Origin of the sequence: Streptomyces sp. B93, from assembly GCF_018070565.1 — a bacterium.
Lineage (GTDB): Bacteria > Actinomycetota > Actinomycetes > Streptomycetales > Streptomycetaceae > Streptomyces.
In genome coordinates, this window is record NZ_JAGPXL010000009.1 from 236,446 (window position 1) to 252,573 (window position 16,128).

5 protein-coding genes, 1 tRNA gene and 2 rRNA genes are annotated in these 16,128 nt (G+C 67.9%); 1 reads left to right on the top strand and 7 read right to left on the bottom strand.

Annotation, left to right across the window (positions count from 1 at the left end; translation table 11 throughout):
* Positions 1–34 precede the first annotated feature (34 nt).
* From KBY47_RS12125 to KBY47_RS12135, 3 genes are all read right to left on the bottom strand, one after another.
* Positions 35–2,764, bottom strand: a complete 2,730-nt coding sequence (locus KBY47_RS12125; RefSeq protein ID WP_210921050.1) for a DNA translocase FtsK — start codon at positions 2,762–2,764, stop codon at positions 35–37.
* Positions 2,765–2,917: 153 nt separating this feature from the next.
* On the bottom strand, positions 2,918–3,598 hold the full coding sequence (locus KBY47_RS12130) for a two-component system response regulator (protein ID WP_210921051.1): 681 nt from the start codon (positions 3,596–3,598) through the stop codon (positions 2,918–2,920).
* Between the two features lie 307 nt (positions 3,599–3,905).
* Positions 3,906–9,350: a HAMP domain-containing protein gene (locus KBY47_RS12135; RefSeq protein WP_210921052.1), complete on the bottom strand. Its 5,445-nt coding sequence runs from the start codon at positions 9,348–9,350 to the stop codon at positions 3,906–3,908.
* Between the two features lie 312 nt (positions 9,351–9,662).
* On the opposite strand from KBY47_RS12135, the gene KBY47_RS12140 reads away from it, so the two are divergent.
* Complete coding sequence (locus tag KBY47_RS12140) at positions 9,663–12,416, top strand: SpoIIE family protein phosphatase (protein WP_210921053.1); 2,754 nt, start codon at positions 9,663–9,665, stop codon at positions 12,414–12,416.
* A 50-nt stretch (positions 12,417–12,466) separates the two neighbouring features.
* Here the strand turns inward: KBY47_RS12140 and KBY47_RS12145 are convergent.
* The 4 genes from KBY47_RS12145 to KBY47_RS12160 all read right to left on the bottom strand — a co-directional run.
* A tRNA-Thr gene (locus KBY47_RS12145) sits at positions 12,467–12,539 on the bottom strand.
* Positions 12,540–12,604: 65 nt separating this feature from the next.
* Positions 12,605–13,264: a DegT/DnrJ/EryC1/StrS family aminotransferase gene (locus tag KBY47_RS12150; RefSeq protein WP_210921067.1), complete on the bottom strand. Its 660-nt coding sequence runs from the start codon at positions 13,262–13,264 to the stop codon at positions 12,605–12,607.
* Positions 13,265–13,377: 113 nt separating this feature from the next.
* Positions 13,378–13,494: ribosomal RNA gene (gene rrf / locus KBY47_RS12155) — 5S ribosomal RNA — on the bottom strand.
* A gap of 69 nt (positions 13,495–13,563) precedes the next feature.
* Positions 13,564–16,128 (bottom strand): 23S ribosomal RNA (locus KBY47_RS12160); the annotation flags it as partial.

The following is a 16,128-nucleotide window of genomic DNA, read 5'->3' on the forward strand; positions in this document are numbered from 1 at the left end:
GAGAGCCGCACGAGGGACACCGGTCACCGTCTCCCTACGCGTCAGCCTCCCCACGAATGACCGCCAGCACACCGTCCAGTTCGTCGGGCTTCACCAGGACGTCCCGCGCCTTCGAACCCTCGCTCGGGCCGACGATGTTCCGCGACTCCATCAGGTCCATTAGCCGCCCGGCCTTCGCGAAGCCGACCCGCAGCTTGCGCTGGAGCATGGAGGTCGACCCGAACTGCGTGGAGACGACCAGCTCGGCCGCCTGGCACAGCAGGTCGAGGTCGTCGCCGATGTCCTCGTCGATCTCCTTCTTCTGCTTGGTCCCCACCACGACGTCGTCCCGGAAGACGGGCGTCATCTGGTCCTTGCAGTGCTGGACGACGACCGCGACCTCCTCCTCGGTCACGAACGCGCCCTGCATCCGGGTCGGCTTGTTCGCGCCCATCGGCAGGAACAGCCCGTCACCCTTGCCGATCAGCTTCTCGGCGCCCGGCTGGTCGAGGATCACGCGCGAGTCGGCGAGCGAGGAGGTGGCGAACGCGAGCCGCGACGGCACGTTCGCCTTGATCAGTCCGGTGACGACGTCCACCGACGGCCGCTGGGTGGCCAGCACCAGATGGATGCCGGCCGCCCGCGCGAGCTGCGTGATCCGCACGATCGCGTCCTCGACGTCCCGGGGCGCCACCATCATCAGGTCGGCCAGCTCGTCGACGATCACCAGCAGGTACGGGTACGGCTGAAGCTCCCGCTCACTGCCCTCGGGCGGCTTGACCTTGCCCTCGCGCACGGCCCGGTTGAAGTCGTCGATGTGCCGGTACCCGTAGGCGGCCAGGTCGTCATACCTGAGGTCCATCTCCCGTACGACCCACTGGAGCGCCTCGGCGGCCCGCTTCGGGTTGGTGATGATGGGCGTGATCAGGTGCGGGATGCCCTCGTAGGCGGTCAGCTCGACGCGCTTGGGGTCGACCAGGATCATCCGGACGTCCTCCGGGGTCGCCCGCATCATCACCGAGGTGATCAGGCAGTTGATGCAGGACGACTTGCCGGACCCGGTGGCACCGGCGACCAGCATGTGCGGCATCTTCGCCAGCGAGTGCATGACGTAGCCGCCCTCGACGTCCTTGCCGAAGGCGACCAGCATCGGGTCGTCGTCCTCCGCCGACTCCGCGAGCCGCAGCACGTCACCGAGGTTGACCATCTCCCGGTCGGTGTTCGGGATCTCGATGCCGACCGCCGACTTGCCGGGGATCGGGCTGATGATCCGCACGTCCGGGCTGGCGACGGCGTACGCGATGTTCTTGGTCAGCGCGGTGATCCGCTCGACCTTCACGGCGGGGCCCAGCTCCACCTCGTAGCGCGTGACCGTCGGCCCGCGCGTGAAGCCGGTGACCCGGGCGTCGACCTTGAACTCGGTGAACACCGTGGTCAGCGACTCGACGATGGCGTCGTTGGCCGCGCTGCGCGCCTTGCCGGGCCCCCCGCGCGTGAGCAGGTCCAGGGACGGCAGCGCGTAGGTGATGTCACCGGAGAGCTGGAGCTGCTCGGCGCGCGAGGGCAGCTCGCGCGTGTCGGGGGGCGGCGTCTTGGTGAGGTCCGGGACCTCCGACCTGAGCTGCTGCGGCTTCGGCTGCTCCGCCGGCTGGGGCCGGGCGGCGGGCACGGGCGTGGGCGCCGGGGTGGTCTCCTCGCGGTCGCCCGCGCTCACCCCCTGGGTGAGGTCGGCGACGACCGGGGACGGCGGCATCCCGTGCAGCACCGCCCCGTCGAGTGCGGCGGCTGCCGCCGCGGCGACGTCCACGGCGTCCATCTGCCGCTCCATGTCCGGCTGCGGCACCGCGGACCGCCTGGGGCGCCCCCGACGCCGCGAGAGCGCCTCCTCCTCGGCGCGGTCGGGGTCGTACGACTCCGGGGCTGGGCCACGCCTGCGGCCACGCGCGGGCAGCGCCTCGCGCCACTGCTCCTCGTACCGCGCGTCGTCCTCGCCGAGCGGCTCGTCCGCGGGATCCGGGATCAGCCCCAGCCTCATCCCGAGCAGCCGCAGCCGCTGCGGGATGGCGTTGACCGGGGTGGCCGTCACGACCAGCAGCCCGAAGACCGTCAGCAGCACCAGCAGCGGTACGGCGAGCACCTCGCCCATCGTGAACGTCAGCGGGGTGGCCGCACCCCAGCCGATGAGCCCCCCGGCGTCCCTTATCGACTGCATGCCGTCGCTGCGGGCGGGCGAGCCGCAGGCGATGTGCACCTGGCCGAGCACGCCGATCACCAGCGCCGACAGACCGATCACGATCCGCCCGTTGGCCTCGGGCTTCTCCGGGTGCCTGATGAACCGTACGGCGATCGCCGCGAGCAGGATCGGCACCAGCAGGTCGAGCCGCCCGAAGGCACCGGTCACCAGCATCTCGACCAGCTCGCCGACGGGTCCGCGCAGATTCGACCAGGTGCCCGCGGCGACGATCAGCGCCAGGGCGAGGAGCAGCAGGGCGACGCCGTCCTTGCGATGCGCGGGGTCGAGGTTCTTCGCGCCCTGCCCTATGCCGCGGAACACCGCGCCCACCGCGTGCGCGAGGCCGAGCCAGAGCGCGCGGACGATCCGGTAGACGCCGCCGGTGGGGCTGGGTGCCGGTTTCGGCGGCGGCGCGGCCTTCTTGGCCGCGGCCTTCTTGGCGGGCGCCTTCGCGGGCGCCTTCTTCGCGGCGGCCTTCTTCGCCGGAGCCTTCGCGGAAGCGGCGGCCTTCTTCGCGGGCTGCTTCTTGGCTGCGGAGGAACGTGAGGCCATGGAAGTGAGGTTACCGGTGGACCCCCCACCCGACACGCCTGCCCACCGCTTCACCCGTTCGTGTCGCGTCCCGAGCGTCCCAAAGCTGACGCCGGTTCACCGCGACGCCACCGGGCGTCGGCCCGGCCAACCTCCGGGCGGCGGGGGCCAGTTCTACGACGGCATGGAGGAAGCCCCGCCGACGCCGGGTTCCAGGGCGTCCAACGCCCGCCGCAGGCCGGTGAGTTTCCGCTCCAGATGCGCGGCCGTGGCGACCGCGGCGGCGTCCGCCGACTCGTCGTCGAGCTGCTTCGACAGCGCCTCGGCCTGCTCCTCGACCGCCGCCAGCCGGGCCGACAACTCGGCCAGCAGACCGGCCGACTGCTCCTTGCTGCCGCCGCCGACTCCGCCCTTGCCGCCGCCTTCCAACTGAAGCCGCAGCAGCGCCGCCTGCTCCCGCAGCTGGCAGTTCTTCATGTACAGCTCGACGAACACGGAGACCTTGGCCCGCAGCACCCACGGGTCGAACGGCTTGGAGATGTAGTCGACCGCGCCCGCCGCGTACCCCCGGAAGGTGTGGTGCGGGCCGTGGTTGATCGCCGTGAGGAAGATGATCGGGATGTCCCGGGTCCGCTCCCGCCGCTTGATGTGCGCGGCCGTCTCGAAACCGTCCATCCCCGGCATCTGCACATCCAGCAGAATGACCGCGAAATCGTCCGTGAGCAGTGCTTTGAGCGCTTCCTCCCCGGACGATGCCCGCACCAGCGTCTGATCGAGCGCGGAGAGGATCGCCTCCAGCGCCAGCAGATTCTCCGGCCGGTCATCGACCAGGAGGATCTTGGCCTTCTGCACCATGGCCCGCCCTCCTCGCCCCGGCGTGGGGCCTCCCCTGTCCGCAGGACTTGGCGTGACGCCGCCCGGCGCCACCCCTGGGGACGACTCCCTTGCGCCGCCCGTCCTCGTGCCGGTCATCGTAGCCGCACCCCGCCTGTCGCCACACCCTGTCACCGCGATGTCACTGTGCACGTAGCAGAAACGTAGCGGGAGACCAGAAGGTTCCCCGAATTACGCGCTTCCACACACCCTCCACCACACTGAGTCAACAACTCCGCGCACAAGTCGAGGGCTTCCGCCACACCTGCACGCGCCCCGAACGTCACCTTCACTCCTGCCGCATCCACTGCACCATCACCGACAGCAGGTGATCGGGGTCGACCGGCTTGGTCACATAGTCCGAGGCACCCGACTCGATCGCCTTCTCACGGTCCCCCTTCATCGCCTTCGCGGTCAACGCGATGATCGGCAGCCCGGCGAACTGCGGCATCCGGCGGATCGCGGTCGTCGTGGCGTACCCGTCCATCTCGGGCATCATGATGTCCATCAGTACGACCGCCACGTCGTCGTGCTGCTCCAGGACCTCGATGCCCTCCCGGCCGTTCTCGGCGTACAGCACCGACAGTCCGTGCTGTTCCAGGACGCTGGTCAGCGCGAACACGTTGCGGATGTCGTCGTCGACGATCAGCACCTTCTCGCCGCCGAACCGCAGGCCCCGCATCGACCGCGGCGTCTGGTCCTGCTCGATCGCCGTCGCCTGCTCGAGCTGCCCCTGCGGCAGCGCCCTCGGCTCCTCCGCCGCCGCCCGGCGCCGCCGCCGGAAGAGCGCCGCCGCCCCGTTCTGGGTCTCGCGGTACGACTTCACCTCGGCCGGCGTCTCGATCTCCACGTCGGCCAGCTCGGGCGAGGGCGCCATCAGGTCCCCGGGGCCGAGCGCGGCGACGGGCTGCTGGTAGCCGTGCGGAGGCAGTTCGCTCGGGTGCAGCGGCAGGTACAGCGTGAACGTCGAACCGCGTCCCGGCTCGCTCTGCGCGTGGATCTCGCCGCCGAGCAGCTGCGCGATCTCCCGCGAGATGGACAGCCCGAGGCCGGTGCCGCCGTACTTGCGGCTGGTGGTGCCGTCGGCCTGCTTGAACGCCTCGAAGATCACCCGCATCTTGCTGGCGGCGATGCCGATCCCGGTGTCGGTCACCGAGAACGCGATCAGCCCCGCCTCCGGATCGGTCAGCGAACCGGCCTCCAGCAACTGCTCCCGGATCGCCTGCGGGACGTCGTCCCGCGCGGGCCGGATGACCAGCTCCACGGAACCGGAGTCGGTGAACTTCACCGCGTTCGACAGCAGGTTGCGCAGCACCTGGAGGAGCCGCTGCTCGTCGGTGTGCAGGGTGGCGGGCAGCTCCGGGGAGACCCGCACCGACAGGTCCAGGCCCTTCTCCGCGGTCAGCGGCCGGAAGGTGGCCTCCACGTAGTCCACGAGCTGGACGAGCGCGATACGCGTCGGGGAGACGTCCATCTTGCCCGCCTCGACCTTCGACAGGTCGAGGATGTCGTTGATCAGCTGGAGCAGGTCGGAGCCCGCGCCGTGGATCGTCTCGGCGAACTCCACCTGCTTCGGGGTGAGGTTGCCGTCCGCGTTGTCGGCGAGCAGCTTGGCGAGGATCAGCAGCGAGTTCAGCGGCGTACGCAGCTCGTGCGACATGTTGGCGAGGAACTCGCTCTTGTAGCGCATGGAGACGGCCAGTTGCTCGGCGCGCTCCTCCAGGACCTGCCGCGCCTCCTCGATCTCGGTGTTCTTCACCTCGATGTCGCGGTTCTGCTGGGCCAGCAGCTCCGCCTTCTCCTCCAGCTCCGCGTTGGACGCCTGGAGCGCCTTCTGCCGCTGCTCCAGCTCCGCCGAGCGCAGCCTCAGCTGCTCGGTCAGCTCCTGCGACTGCTTCAGCAGCACCTCCGTCTTGGTGTTGACGGAGATGGTGTTGACGCTCGTCGCGATCATCTCGGCGATCTGGTTGAGGAAGTCCTTCTGGATCTGTGTGAACGCCGTGAACGACGCCAGCTCGATGACGCCGAGCACCTTCCCCTCGAAGAGCACCGGCAACACGATCACCTGCGCGGGCGGCGCCTCCCCGAGCCCGGAGGAGATCTTCAGATAGCCGCTGGGCGCGTTCTCCACCAGGATCGTGCGCTTCTCCTCGGCCGCGGTGCCGACGAGCGCCTCACCGGGCGCGAACGACGTCGGCATGGAGCCCATCGAGTAGCCGTACGACCCCAGCATCCGCAGCTCGTAGCGGTCGTCGTCGTCCGCGCCCTGGTCCTGGCCGTCGACCACCGGCATGGCGACGAAGAACGCGCCGTGCTGCGCGGACACCACCGGCGTCAGCTCGCTCATGATCAGCGAGGCCACGTCCTCCAGGTCGCGGCGGCCCTGCATCAGCGCGGAGATCCGCGCGAGGTTGCCCTTGAGCCAGTCCTGCTCCTTGTTGGCGATCGTGGTGTCGCGCAGATTGGCGATCATCTTGTTGATGTAGTCCTGAAGTTCGGAGATCTCGCCGGAGGCGTCCACGTCGATCTTCAGGTTGAGGTCGCCGCGGGTCACCGCGGTCGCCACGCGCGCGATGGCGCGCACCTGCCGGGTCAGGTTCCCGGCCATCTCGTTCACGGACTCGGTCAGGTCGCGCCAGGTGCCGTCCACGTCACGCACGCGTGCCTGCCCGCCGAGCTGCCCCTCCGTGCCCACCTCACGGGCCACGCGGGTGACCTCCTCGGCGAAGGAGGACAGCTGGTCGACCATCGTGTTGATGGTCGTCTTGAGTTCGAGGATCTCCCCGCGCGCGTCGATATCGATCTTCTTCGTCAGGTCACCCTTGGCGATGGCCGTGGTCACCATGGCGATGTTGCGCACCTGACCGGTCAGGTTGGACGCCATCTGGTTCACGGACTCGGTGAGGTCCTTCCAGGTGCCCGCCACCCCTGGGACGTGCGCCTGACCGCCCAGGATGCCGTCCGTGCCCACCTCACGTGCCACCTTGGTGACCTGCTCGGCGAACGAACTCAGCGTCTTGACCATGGTGTTGAAGGTGTCGGCGAGCTGCGCGACCTCGCCGCGCGCCTCGATCGTCACCGTCCGCGTCAGATCACCGTTGGCGACCGCCGCCGCGACCTGGGAGATGTTCCGCACCTGCACGGTCAGGTTCTTGGCCATCAGGTTGACGTTGTCGCTGAGGTCCTTCCAGATGCCCACGACGCCGGGCACGTGCGCCTGCCCGCCGAGGATGCCCTCGGTGCCCACCTCGCGCGCCACGCGCGTGACCTGCTCGGCGAAGGACGACAGCTGGTCGACCATCGTGTTGACGGTGGTGACGAGTTCGAGGATCTCGCCCTTGGCGTCGACGGTGATCTTCTTCGACAGGTCGCCCTTGGCTACCGCGGTCGTGACCTCGGCGATGTTGCGCACCTGGATGGTCAGGTTGTTCGCCATGAAGTTCACGGACTGCGTGAGGTCCTTCCAGGTGCCGGAGACCCCCTGCACCTCGGCCTGGCCGCCGAGGATGCCCTCGGTGCCCACCTCTCGGGCCACCCGCGTGACCTCTTCGGCGAACGACGACAGCTGGTCCACCATCGTGTTCAGGGTGTTCTTCAGCTCCAGGATCTCCCCGCGCGCGTCCACGGTGATCTTCTGGGAGAGGTCACCCCGGGCCACCGCGGTAGCGACCTGCGCGATGTTGCGGACCTGGCCGGTCAGGTTGGACGCCATGCCGTTCACGGAGTCCGTCAGGTCCCGCCAGACGCCCGCGACGCCCGGCACCTGCGCCTGCCCGCCGAGCCGCCCCTCGGTGCCCACCTCACGGGCCACCCGGGTCACCTGGTCGGCGAAGGCGGAGAGCTGGTCGACCATCGTGTTGATGGTGTTCTTCAGCTCCAGGATCTCCCCGCGCGCGTCCACGTCGATCTTCTGCGACAGGTCACCGCGCGCCACGGCCGTCGTCACCTGGGCGATCTGCCGCACCTGGGAGGTCAGGTTGCCGGCCATGAAGTTGACCGAATCGGTCAGTTCCTTCCAGGTGCCGGACACGCCGTCCACCCGCGCCTGACCGCCGAGGCGCCCCTCGGTGCCCACGTCCCGGGCCATCCGCGTGACCTGCTCGGCGAACGACGACAGCTGGTCCACCATCGTGTTCACGGTGTTCTTCAGCTGGAGCATCTCGCCGGACACGTCGACGGTGACCTTCTGCGACAGATCACCGTTGGCCACGGCCGTCGTCACCTGGGCGATGTTGCGCACCTGACCGGTGAGGTTGCGGAACGCCGTGTTGACGGAGTCCGTCAGGTCCTTCCACGTCCCGGCCGCCCCCGGCACCTGCGCCTGGCCGCCCAGCTCACCCTCGACACCGACCTCGCGCGCCACGCGCGTGACCTCGGCCGCGAACGCGGAGAGCTGGTCCACCATCCCGTTGACGGTGTTCTTCAGCTCCAGCATCTCCCCGGCCACGTCCACGGTGACCTTCTGCGACAGATCACCGCTCGCCACCGCTGTCGTCACCGCGGCGATGTCCCGCACCTGGGTGGTCAGGTTCCGGAAGACCGTGTTGACGGAGTCCGTCAGGTCCTTCCACGTCCCGGCCGCCCCCGGCACGTTCGCCTGCCCGCCGAGCCGCCCCTCGCCACCGACCTCGTTGGCGACGCGGGTGACCTCGTCGGCGAAGATCCGCAGCGTCTCGGTCATCTGGTTGATCGTCTCGGCGAGCTGCGCGACCTCGCCCCGCGCGGGCACGGTCACCTTCCGCGACAGATCACCGCTGGCCACCGCGGTCGTCACCTCGGCGATCCCCCGCACCTGGGCCGTCAGGTTGCCGGCCATGGTGTTGACGGAGTCGGTCAGCTCCTTCCACACCCCGGCCACCCCGGGGACCTGGGCCTGACCGCCCAGCTCGCCCTCGGTGCCCACCTCGCGCGCCACCCGGGTCACCTCGGAGGAGAACGCCGAGAGCTGGTCCACCATCGTGTTGACGGTTTCCTTCAGCTCCAGCATCTCCCCGGCCACGTGCACCGTGACCTTCCGGGACAGATCACCCTTCGCCACCGCGGTCGTCACCAGCGCGATGTCCCGCACCTGAGCCGTCAGCCGGTACGCCATCGTGTTGACGGACTCCGTCAGGTCCTTCCACGAACCCGACATCCCGCGCACCCGGGCCTGCCCGCCCAGCTTGCCCTCGGTGCCCACCTCGCTGGCCACCCGCGTGACCTCGTCGGTGAACGTCGACAACTGGTCGACCAGGTTGTTGACCGTCCGCCCGACCTTCAGGAACTCGCCCCGCAGCGGATGCCCGGTCCCGTCCGGCGCCTGCGTCCGCAACTCCATCCGCGGCGACAGATCACCCTCCGCGACCGCCGACAGCACCCGGCCGACCTCGGAGACCGGCCACACCAGATCGTCGACCAACGCGTTCGAGGCGTCGATCGCGGCCGCCCAGGAACCCTCGCTGGCGCCGGTCTCCAGCCGCTCCGTGAGTTTTCCCTCACGCCCGACCATCCGACGTACGCGCGACAGCTCACCCGTGAGGTGGAGATTCCGGTCGGCCACCTCGTTGAACACGGCGGCGATCTCGGAGATCACGCCGTCGCCGGACACCGTGAGCCGCTTCCGGAAGTTGCCGTCCCGCATGGCCACGAGAGCCGCCAGCAGGCGGTGCAGGGAGGCCGTGTCGACCTCGGTGACCCCGTTCCGGCCGCCCTTCGCGCGCGTCCTCGTGCCCCGCGTCGCTGCGCCAGACTCCACTGTGTCCCTCCCGCAGGGGTCGACCATCGCTGCTGTGCCCAGGTGCTGCTGCCCGCCGTACACGGATCACACTCGGCCGGTCCGGACCTTCACCTCAAGCCTGCCCAGTGTTTCACCCATGCCGAACCAGGCCATAACAGTTCGGCAGCTTCGCACATCGTGCGCACACCCTCCGGGCGGAAACACTGGTGACCGGCATCCGCATGGACGGCGAAGGTAAGTAACCTTGCATGCGGCTGTCCAGCCGCGCCGGTCCGTCCGGCCTGGGCGGTGGCACGGATACGAGCGGGCATCGGAGGGGCGGCCGCACACATGACCACCGGACTGATCCCGGGGGGACAGCCCCCGGACCCCCGGCCGACGGGCATCCTGCCGTCGCAGACGCGACGCGAGCCGGTCGATCCGGGGGCGCAGCACGTTGAAAGCAGGTCGAGGAGTTCCGTGATCACCGCGCGCGCGGCCGCCAGCTTCGAGCCCGTGGGGCGCTCGGTCGCGGCGGCCCGCTCCTTCGTCCGCGACACGCTCCAGGGCTGGGGCTTCGCGGACATCGTCGACGACGCCGTCGTCCTCACCAGCGAGCTGGTCACCAACGCCGTGGTGCACGCGGGCACCGCCGCGGACGTCCTGTGCCTGCGCTCGGAGGACGGCGTACGCATCGAGGTAGCCGACCGCTACCCCGAACGCGAGGTGCCCCTCCAGAGCGCCGCCGTCAACATGGGCAGCCCCGACCGCGAGGGCGGCCGCGGACTCCAGCTGTGCGCCGCCCTGGCCGGCCGCTGGGGCGTCGAGTACACGCCCACCCACAAACAGGTCTGGTTCCAGCTGGACCTCCCGCAACGCTCCGTGGGCACCCGCAGCGCCGGACCCACGCTCCCGCCGGACCGCCTGCCGCTCGCCGACGGCCGGGTCCGCGTCGCCGTGATCCAGATCGACCGCGGCGGCGCCATCACCGCCTGGAACGACGACGCGGACGACCTCTTCGGCTACCCCGCCGAACAGGTCACCGGCAAGCCCCTCACCGACTTCGCCGCCTGGCCCCACACCCCCGGCACCAGCACCGGCATCGCCGACGCGCTGCGGCTGTCCCGCTGGGAGGGCAGCTACGGCATCCGCGCCGCCAACGGCCGCGTCATCCCCGTCTACGCCTCCCACCTCCGCGTCCGCGACACCTCCGGCGACCCCTCCACGGTCTGCCTGCTCGTACGGGACCACGAGCGAGCCGTCCTCCAGACGCCCACGCGCGTCACCGCCGCCCCCGACACCGGCGGCGCCTCCGAGACACAGAGCACCGACCCGTTCGAGGTGTTCATCGGCTCCCCCGCCCCCGACGACCTGGACGGCCTCCTCCAGCGCACGGTGGAACGCGCCCGCGACATGCTCGACGGCGACGCCGCCTTCCTCCTCCTCGCCACCGACGACGAGACCGAACTGGAGGTCCGCGCCTCCACCGGCCTGCCCTCCGCCCGCCAGCGCTTCGCCCGCGTCCCCGTCGAAGGGGGCTCCGGCCGCTACGGCTCCGCCCGCATGCCCGCCGTCCACGACGACCTCACGGCCGTCTCCGGCGCCGTCCCGCTGCTCAACAGCACCGGCATGCGCTCCGTCGTCACCGTCCCCCTCAAGGTGGAGGGCCGCCTCACCGGCTCCCTCGGTGTCGCCGCCGAGGCCCCCGGCCGCTACTCGAACGAAGAGGCGCTGCGCCTCCAGTTCGCCGCGGACCGCATCGCCCTCGCCGTCGAGTCCGCCCGCCTCGGCGAACTCGAACGCCTGCGCCGCGGCTCCCTCAGCTTCCTCGTCGAGGCCTCCGACCTCCTCGCGGGCACCCTGGACCGCGACCAGACACTCGCCCTGATGGCCCAGATGACGGTCCCGACCCTCGCCACCTGGTGCGCCGTCTACACCATCGCCGACCAGGCCTCCGACCCGTACCTCTCGTACGTGCTGCACGAGGACGAGGAACTGATCGACGGCATCAAGTCCCTCCTCTCCAAGATCCCCCCGCCCGACCCGGTGCCCACCCCCGGTGCCCGCGTCTGGACGGCCCCCGCCGAGGTCGCCCACCAGGCCGCCCTGCGCACCTCCATGCGCAGCCTAGGCCTCGGCGAACCCGCCACGGTCAGCTCCGGCATCGGCACCACCCTCGCCACCGCCCAGGCCGTCGGCGGCGAGACCGTCGTCCTCCCCCTGGTCGCGCGCAACCGCGTCATCGGCATGCTGACCCTCGGCAAGCCCACCGACGACCACTTCCGCCAGGAGATCCTCGAACTGGCCGAGGACCTCTCCCGCCGCGCCGCCCTCGCCCTGGACAACGCCCGCCTCTACTCCGAGCGCACCGCCATCAGCCAGTCCCTCCAGCGCAGCCTCCTGCCGCCCGAGCTGCCCCAGATCGACGGCGTCGAGGTAGAGGTCATCTACCGCGCGGCGGGCGAGGGCAACGAGGTCGGCGGCGACTTCTACGACGTCTTCCCCATCCGCGACGGCGCCTACGGCTTCGCCATCGGCGACGTCTGCGGTACGGGCCCGAACGCGGCGGCCGTCACCGGCCTCGCCCGGCACGCCCTGCGCCTGCTCGCCCGCGAGGGCCTCAGCGGCCCCGCCGTCCTCCAGCGCCTCAACTCCGCGATCCTCGACGAGGGCGCCCGCAGCCGCTTCCTGACCCTCCTCTACGGCGAGATGCGCCCGCAGGACGACGGCAGCGCGGAACTGAAGGTGGTCTGCGCGGGCCACCCCCTCCCGCTCCGCCTGCGCCAGGACGGCTCGGTCGAGGCCGCCGCCGAACCCCAGCCGCTCCTCGGCGTCCTGGAGGACCTGGAGTTGTACGAGCAGACGGTGACACTGGACCCGGGCGACGTCCTGCTCTGCGTCACGGACGGCGTCACCGAACGGCGGGAGGGCGCCCGCATGCTGGGCGACGACGGCCTCGCCGACGTCCTCACCACCTGCACGGGCCTCACGGCGGGCGCGGTCGCCGCCCGCATCATGCGCGCCGTGGAACGCTTCGCCTCCGACGCCCCGTCCGACGACATGGCCATCCTGGCGATGCGCGTACCGGCCCCGCACAACGCCTGAGCACACGAAGAAGGCCCCGCCCAATCGGGCGGGGCCTTTCTCAATCTCCGAGCCCCCAAACGGAATCGAACCGTTGACCTTCTCCTTACCATGGAGACGCTCTGCCGACTGAGCTATAGGGGCCGGTCACCTGCCGGGGCTTCCCCCGCGGCAACGGAATAGATCATACCCCGAACGGACCCGTGCTCCTAACCGACCTGCAACAGCCCACCCAGGGCATTGCACGCGGAAGCGATCCGCTGCATGTCCCGCTTGGTCAAGTTCGCGTCCACCGGCAGCGAAAGCGTCTCGTCCGCCGCCCGCTCCGTCTCCGGCAGGGACACACACTGCCGGAATTCCGGCAACCGATGCACCGGCGTCTTCACCGGCACCCGGCAGTCAACTCCCTTGGCCCGCAGGGCCCGCGCGAAAGCGTCCCGATCGGGCCGCCCATTCCCGGGCACACGCACCACGTACTGCTGATAGGTGTGCCCCACGCCCCCTTCGGGCGTACGCACCCCCTTCAACTTCCCATCCAGATAAGCGGCTCGCTGCCGCCGCTGAGCAACCTCGTCGTACGGCGCCTCGGACTCCCCCTGCTCCAACACCAGCAGCCCGTGCCGCTGCCCGACCGTCCGCAGCAGCCCCACATCAGCGGGCCGCCCGAAACGATGTACGACAACGACCGCCGACGTCCGCGGAGTTACGACCGCCTCGACCGCCGACGCGTCCAGGCAGTACGTCCCCGGATCCACCTCGGCGAACACCGGCCGCGCCCCGGCCAGCACCACGGCCTCGGCAACCTCCACGTTCCCGAAGGCCGGCACCACGACCTCGTCGCCGACTCCGATGCCGGCGGCCCTGAGCATTGCAGCAGTACCCATGTGGGGATGCTCGGCGCGCGACATGAACGTCAAGTGACGCACAACAAAAAAGGGTTGGACCCGAAACCGAAGTTCCGGGTCCAACCCTTCTAATAATTGTTCGGCGGCGTCCTACTCTCCCACAGGGTCCCCCCTGCAGTACCATCGGCGCTGTAAGGCTTAGCTTCCGGGTTCGGAATGTAACCGGGCGTTTCCCTCACGCTATAACCACCGAAACACTATGAAACAATCAACCGTTACGGCTGTTCATGGTTTCAGAACCAACACAGTGGACGCGAGCAACTGAGGACAAGCCCTCGGCCTATTAGTACCGGTCAACTCCACACGTTACCGTGCTTCCATATCCGGCCTATCAACCCAGTCGTCTACTGGGAGCCTTACCCCATCAAGTGGGTGGGAGCCCTCATCTCGAAGCAGGCTTCCCGCTTAGATGCTTTCAGCGGTTATCCCTCCCGAACGTAGCCAACCAGCCATGCCCTTGGCAGAACAACTGGCACACCAGAGGTTCGTCCGTCCCGGTCCTCTCGTACTAGGGACAGCCCTTCTCAAGACTCCTACGCGCACAGCGGATAGGGACCGAACTGTCTCACGACGTTCTAAACCCAGCTCGCGTACCGCTTTAATGGGCGAACAGCCCAACCCTTGGGACCGACTCCAGCCCCAGGATGCGACGAGCCGACATCGAGGTGCCAAACCATCCCGTCGATATGGACTCTTGGGGAAGATCAGCCTGTTATCCCCGGGGTACCTTTTATCCGTTGAGCGACGGCGCTTCCACAAGCCACCGCCGGATCACTAGTCCCGACTTTCGTCCCTGCTCGACCCGTCGGTCTCACAGTCAAGCTCCCTTGTGCACTTACACTCAACACCTGATTACCAACCAGGCTGAGGGAACCTTTGGGCGCCTCCGTTACCCTTTAGGAGGCAACCGCCCCAGTTAAACTACCCATCAGACACTGTCCCTGATCCGGATCACGGACCCAGGTTAGACATCCAGCACGACCAGACTGGTATTTCAACGACGACTCCACAACCACTGGCGTGGCCGCTTCAAAGTCTCCCAGCTATCCTACACAAGCCGAACCGAACACCAATATCAAACTGTAGTAAAGGTCCCGGGGTCTTTCCGTCCTGCTGCGCGAAACGAGCATCTTTACTCGTAGTGCAATTTCACCGGGCCTATGGTTGAGACAGTCGAGAAGTCGTTACGCCATTCGTGCAGGTCGGAACTTACCCGACAAGGAATTTCGCTACCTTAGGATGGTTATAGTTACCACCGCCGTTTACTGGCGCTTAAGTTCTCAGCTTCGCCCCACCGAAATGGAGCTAACCGGTCCCCTTAACGTTCCAGCACCGGGCAGGCGTCAGTCCGTATACATCGCCTTACGGCTTCGCACGGACCTGTGTTTTTAGTAAACAGTCGCTTCTCGCTGGTCTCTGCGGCCACCCCCAGCTCACGTCGCAAAGACGATCACCAGAAATGGCCCCCCTTCTCCCGAAGTTACGGGGGCATTTTGCCGAGTTCCTTAACCATAGTTCACCCGAACGCCTCGGTATTCTCTACCTGACCACCTGAGTCGGTTTAGGGTACGGGCCGCCATGAAACTCGCTAGAGGCTTTTCTCGACAGCATAGGATCATCCACTTCGCCACAATCGGCTCGGCATCAGGTCTCAGACTTAAATGGTGCACGGATTTACCTGCACACCGTCCTACACCCTTACCCCGGGACAACCACCGCCCGGGATGGACTACCTTCCTGCGTCACCCCATCACTCACCTACTAACCGCTTGGTTCAGCGGCTCCACCACTCCCCTCAACTCCGAAGAGATCAGGGCGGCTTCACGGCCTTAGCATCACGATGCTCGATGTTTGACGCTCCACAGCGGGTACCGGAATATCAACCGGTTATCCATCGACTACGCCTGTCGGCCTCGCCTTAGGTCCCGACTTACCCTGGGCAGATCAGCTTGACCCAGGAACCCTTAGTCAATCGGCGCACACGTTTCCCACGTGTGAATCGCTACTCATGCCTGCATTCTCACTCGTCAACCGTCCACAACTCGCTTCCACGGCTGCTTCACCCGGCAGACGACGCTCCCCTACCCATCACAGCAGGCGTTAGCCCTCATGCTGCAATGACACGACTTCGGCGGTACGCTTGAGCCCCGCTACATTGTCGGCGCGGAATCACTAGACCAGTGAGCTATTACGCACTCTTTCAAGGGTGGCTGCTTCTAAGCCAACCTCCTGGTTGTCTCTGCGACTCCACATCCTTTCCCACTTAGCGTACGCTTAGGGGCCTTAGTCGATGCTCTGGGCTGTTTCCCTCTCGACCATGGAGCTTATCCCCCACAGTCTCACTGCCGCGCTCTCACTTACCGGCATTCGGAGTTTGGCTAAGGTCAGTAACCCGGTAGGGCCCATCGCCTATCCAGTGCTCTACCTCCGGCAAGAAACACACGACGCTGCACCTAAATGCATTTCGGGGAGAACCAGCTATCACGGAGTTTGATTGGCCTTTCACCCCTAACCACAGGTCATCCCCCAGGTTTTCAACCCTGGTGGGTTCGGTCCTCCACGAAGTCTTACCTCCGCTTCAACCTGCCCATGGCTAGATCACTCCGCTTCGGGTCTTGAGCGCGCTACTACACCGCCCTATTCGGACTCGCTTTCGCTACGGCTTCCCCACACGGGTTAACCTCGCAACACACCGCAAACTCGCAGGCTCATTCTTCAAAAGGCACGCAGTCACGAGATGAAAGCAAGCTTCCATCCGACGCTCCCACGGCTTGTAGGCACACGGTTTCAGGTACTATTTCACTCCCCTCCCGGGGTACTTTTCACCA

Bases quoted from the DNA above. Each gene is read 5' to 3' on its own strand.
- KBY47_RS12125 (WP_210921050.1), bottom strand. From the start codon at position 2,764: ATGGCCTCACGTTCCTCCGCAGCCAAGAAGCAGCCCGCGAAGAAGGCC.
- KBY47_RS12130 (WP_210921051.1), bottom strand. From the start codon at position 3,598: ATGGTGCAGAAGGCCAAGATCCTCCTGGTCGATGACCGGCCGGAGAAT.
- KBY47_RS12140 (WP_210921053.1), top strand. From the start codon at position 9,663: ATGACCACCGGACTGATCCCGGGGGGACAGCCCCCGGACCCCCGGCCG.
- KBY47_RS12150 (WP_210921067.1), bottom strand. From the start codon at position 13,264: ATGCTCAGGGCCGCCGGCATCGGAGTCGGCGACGAGGTCGTGGTGCCG.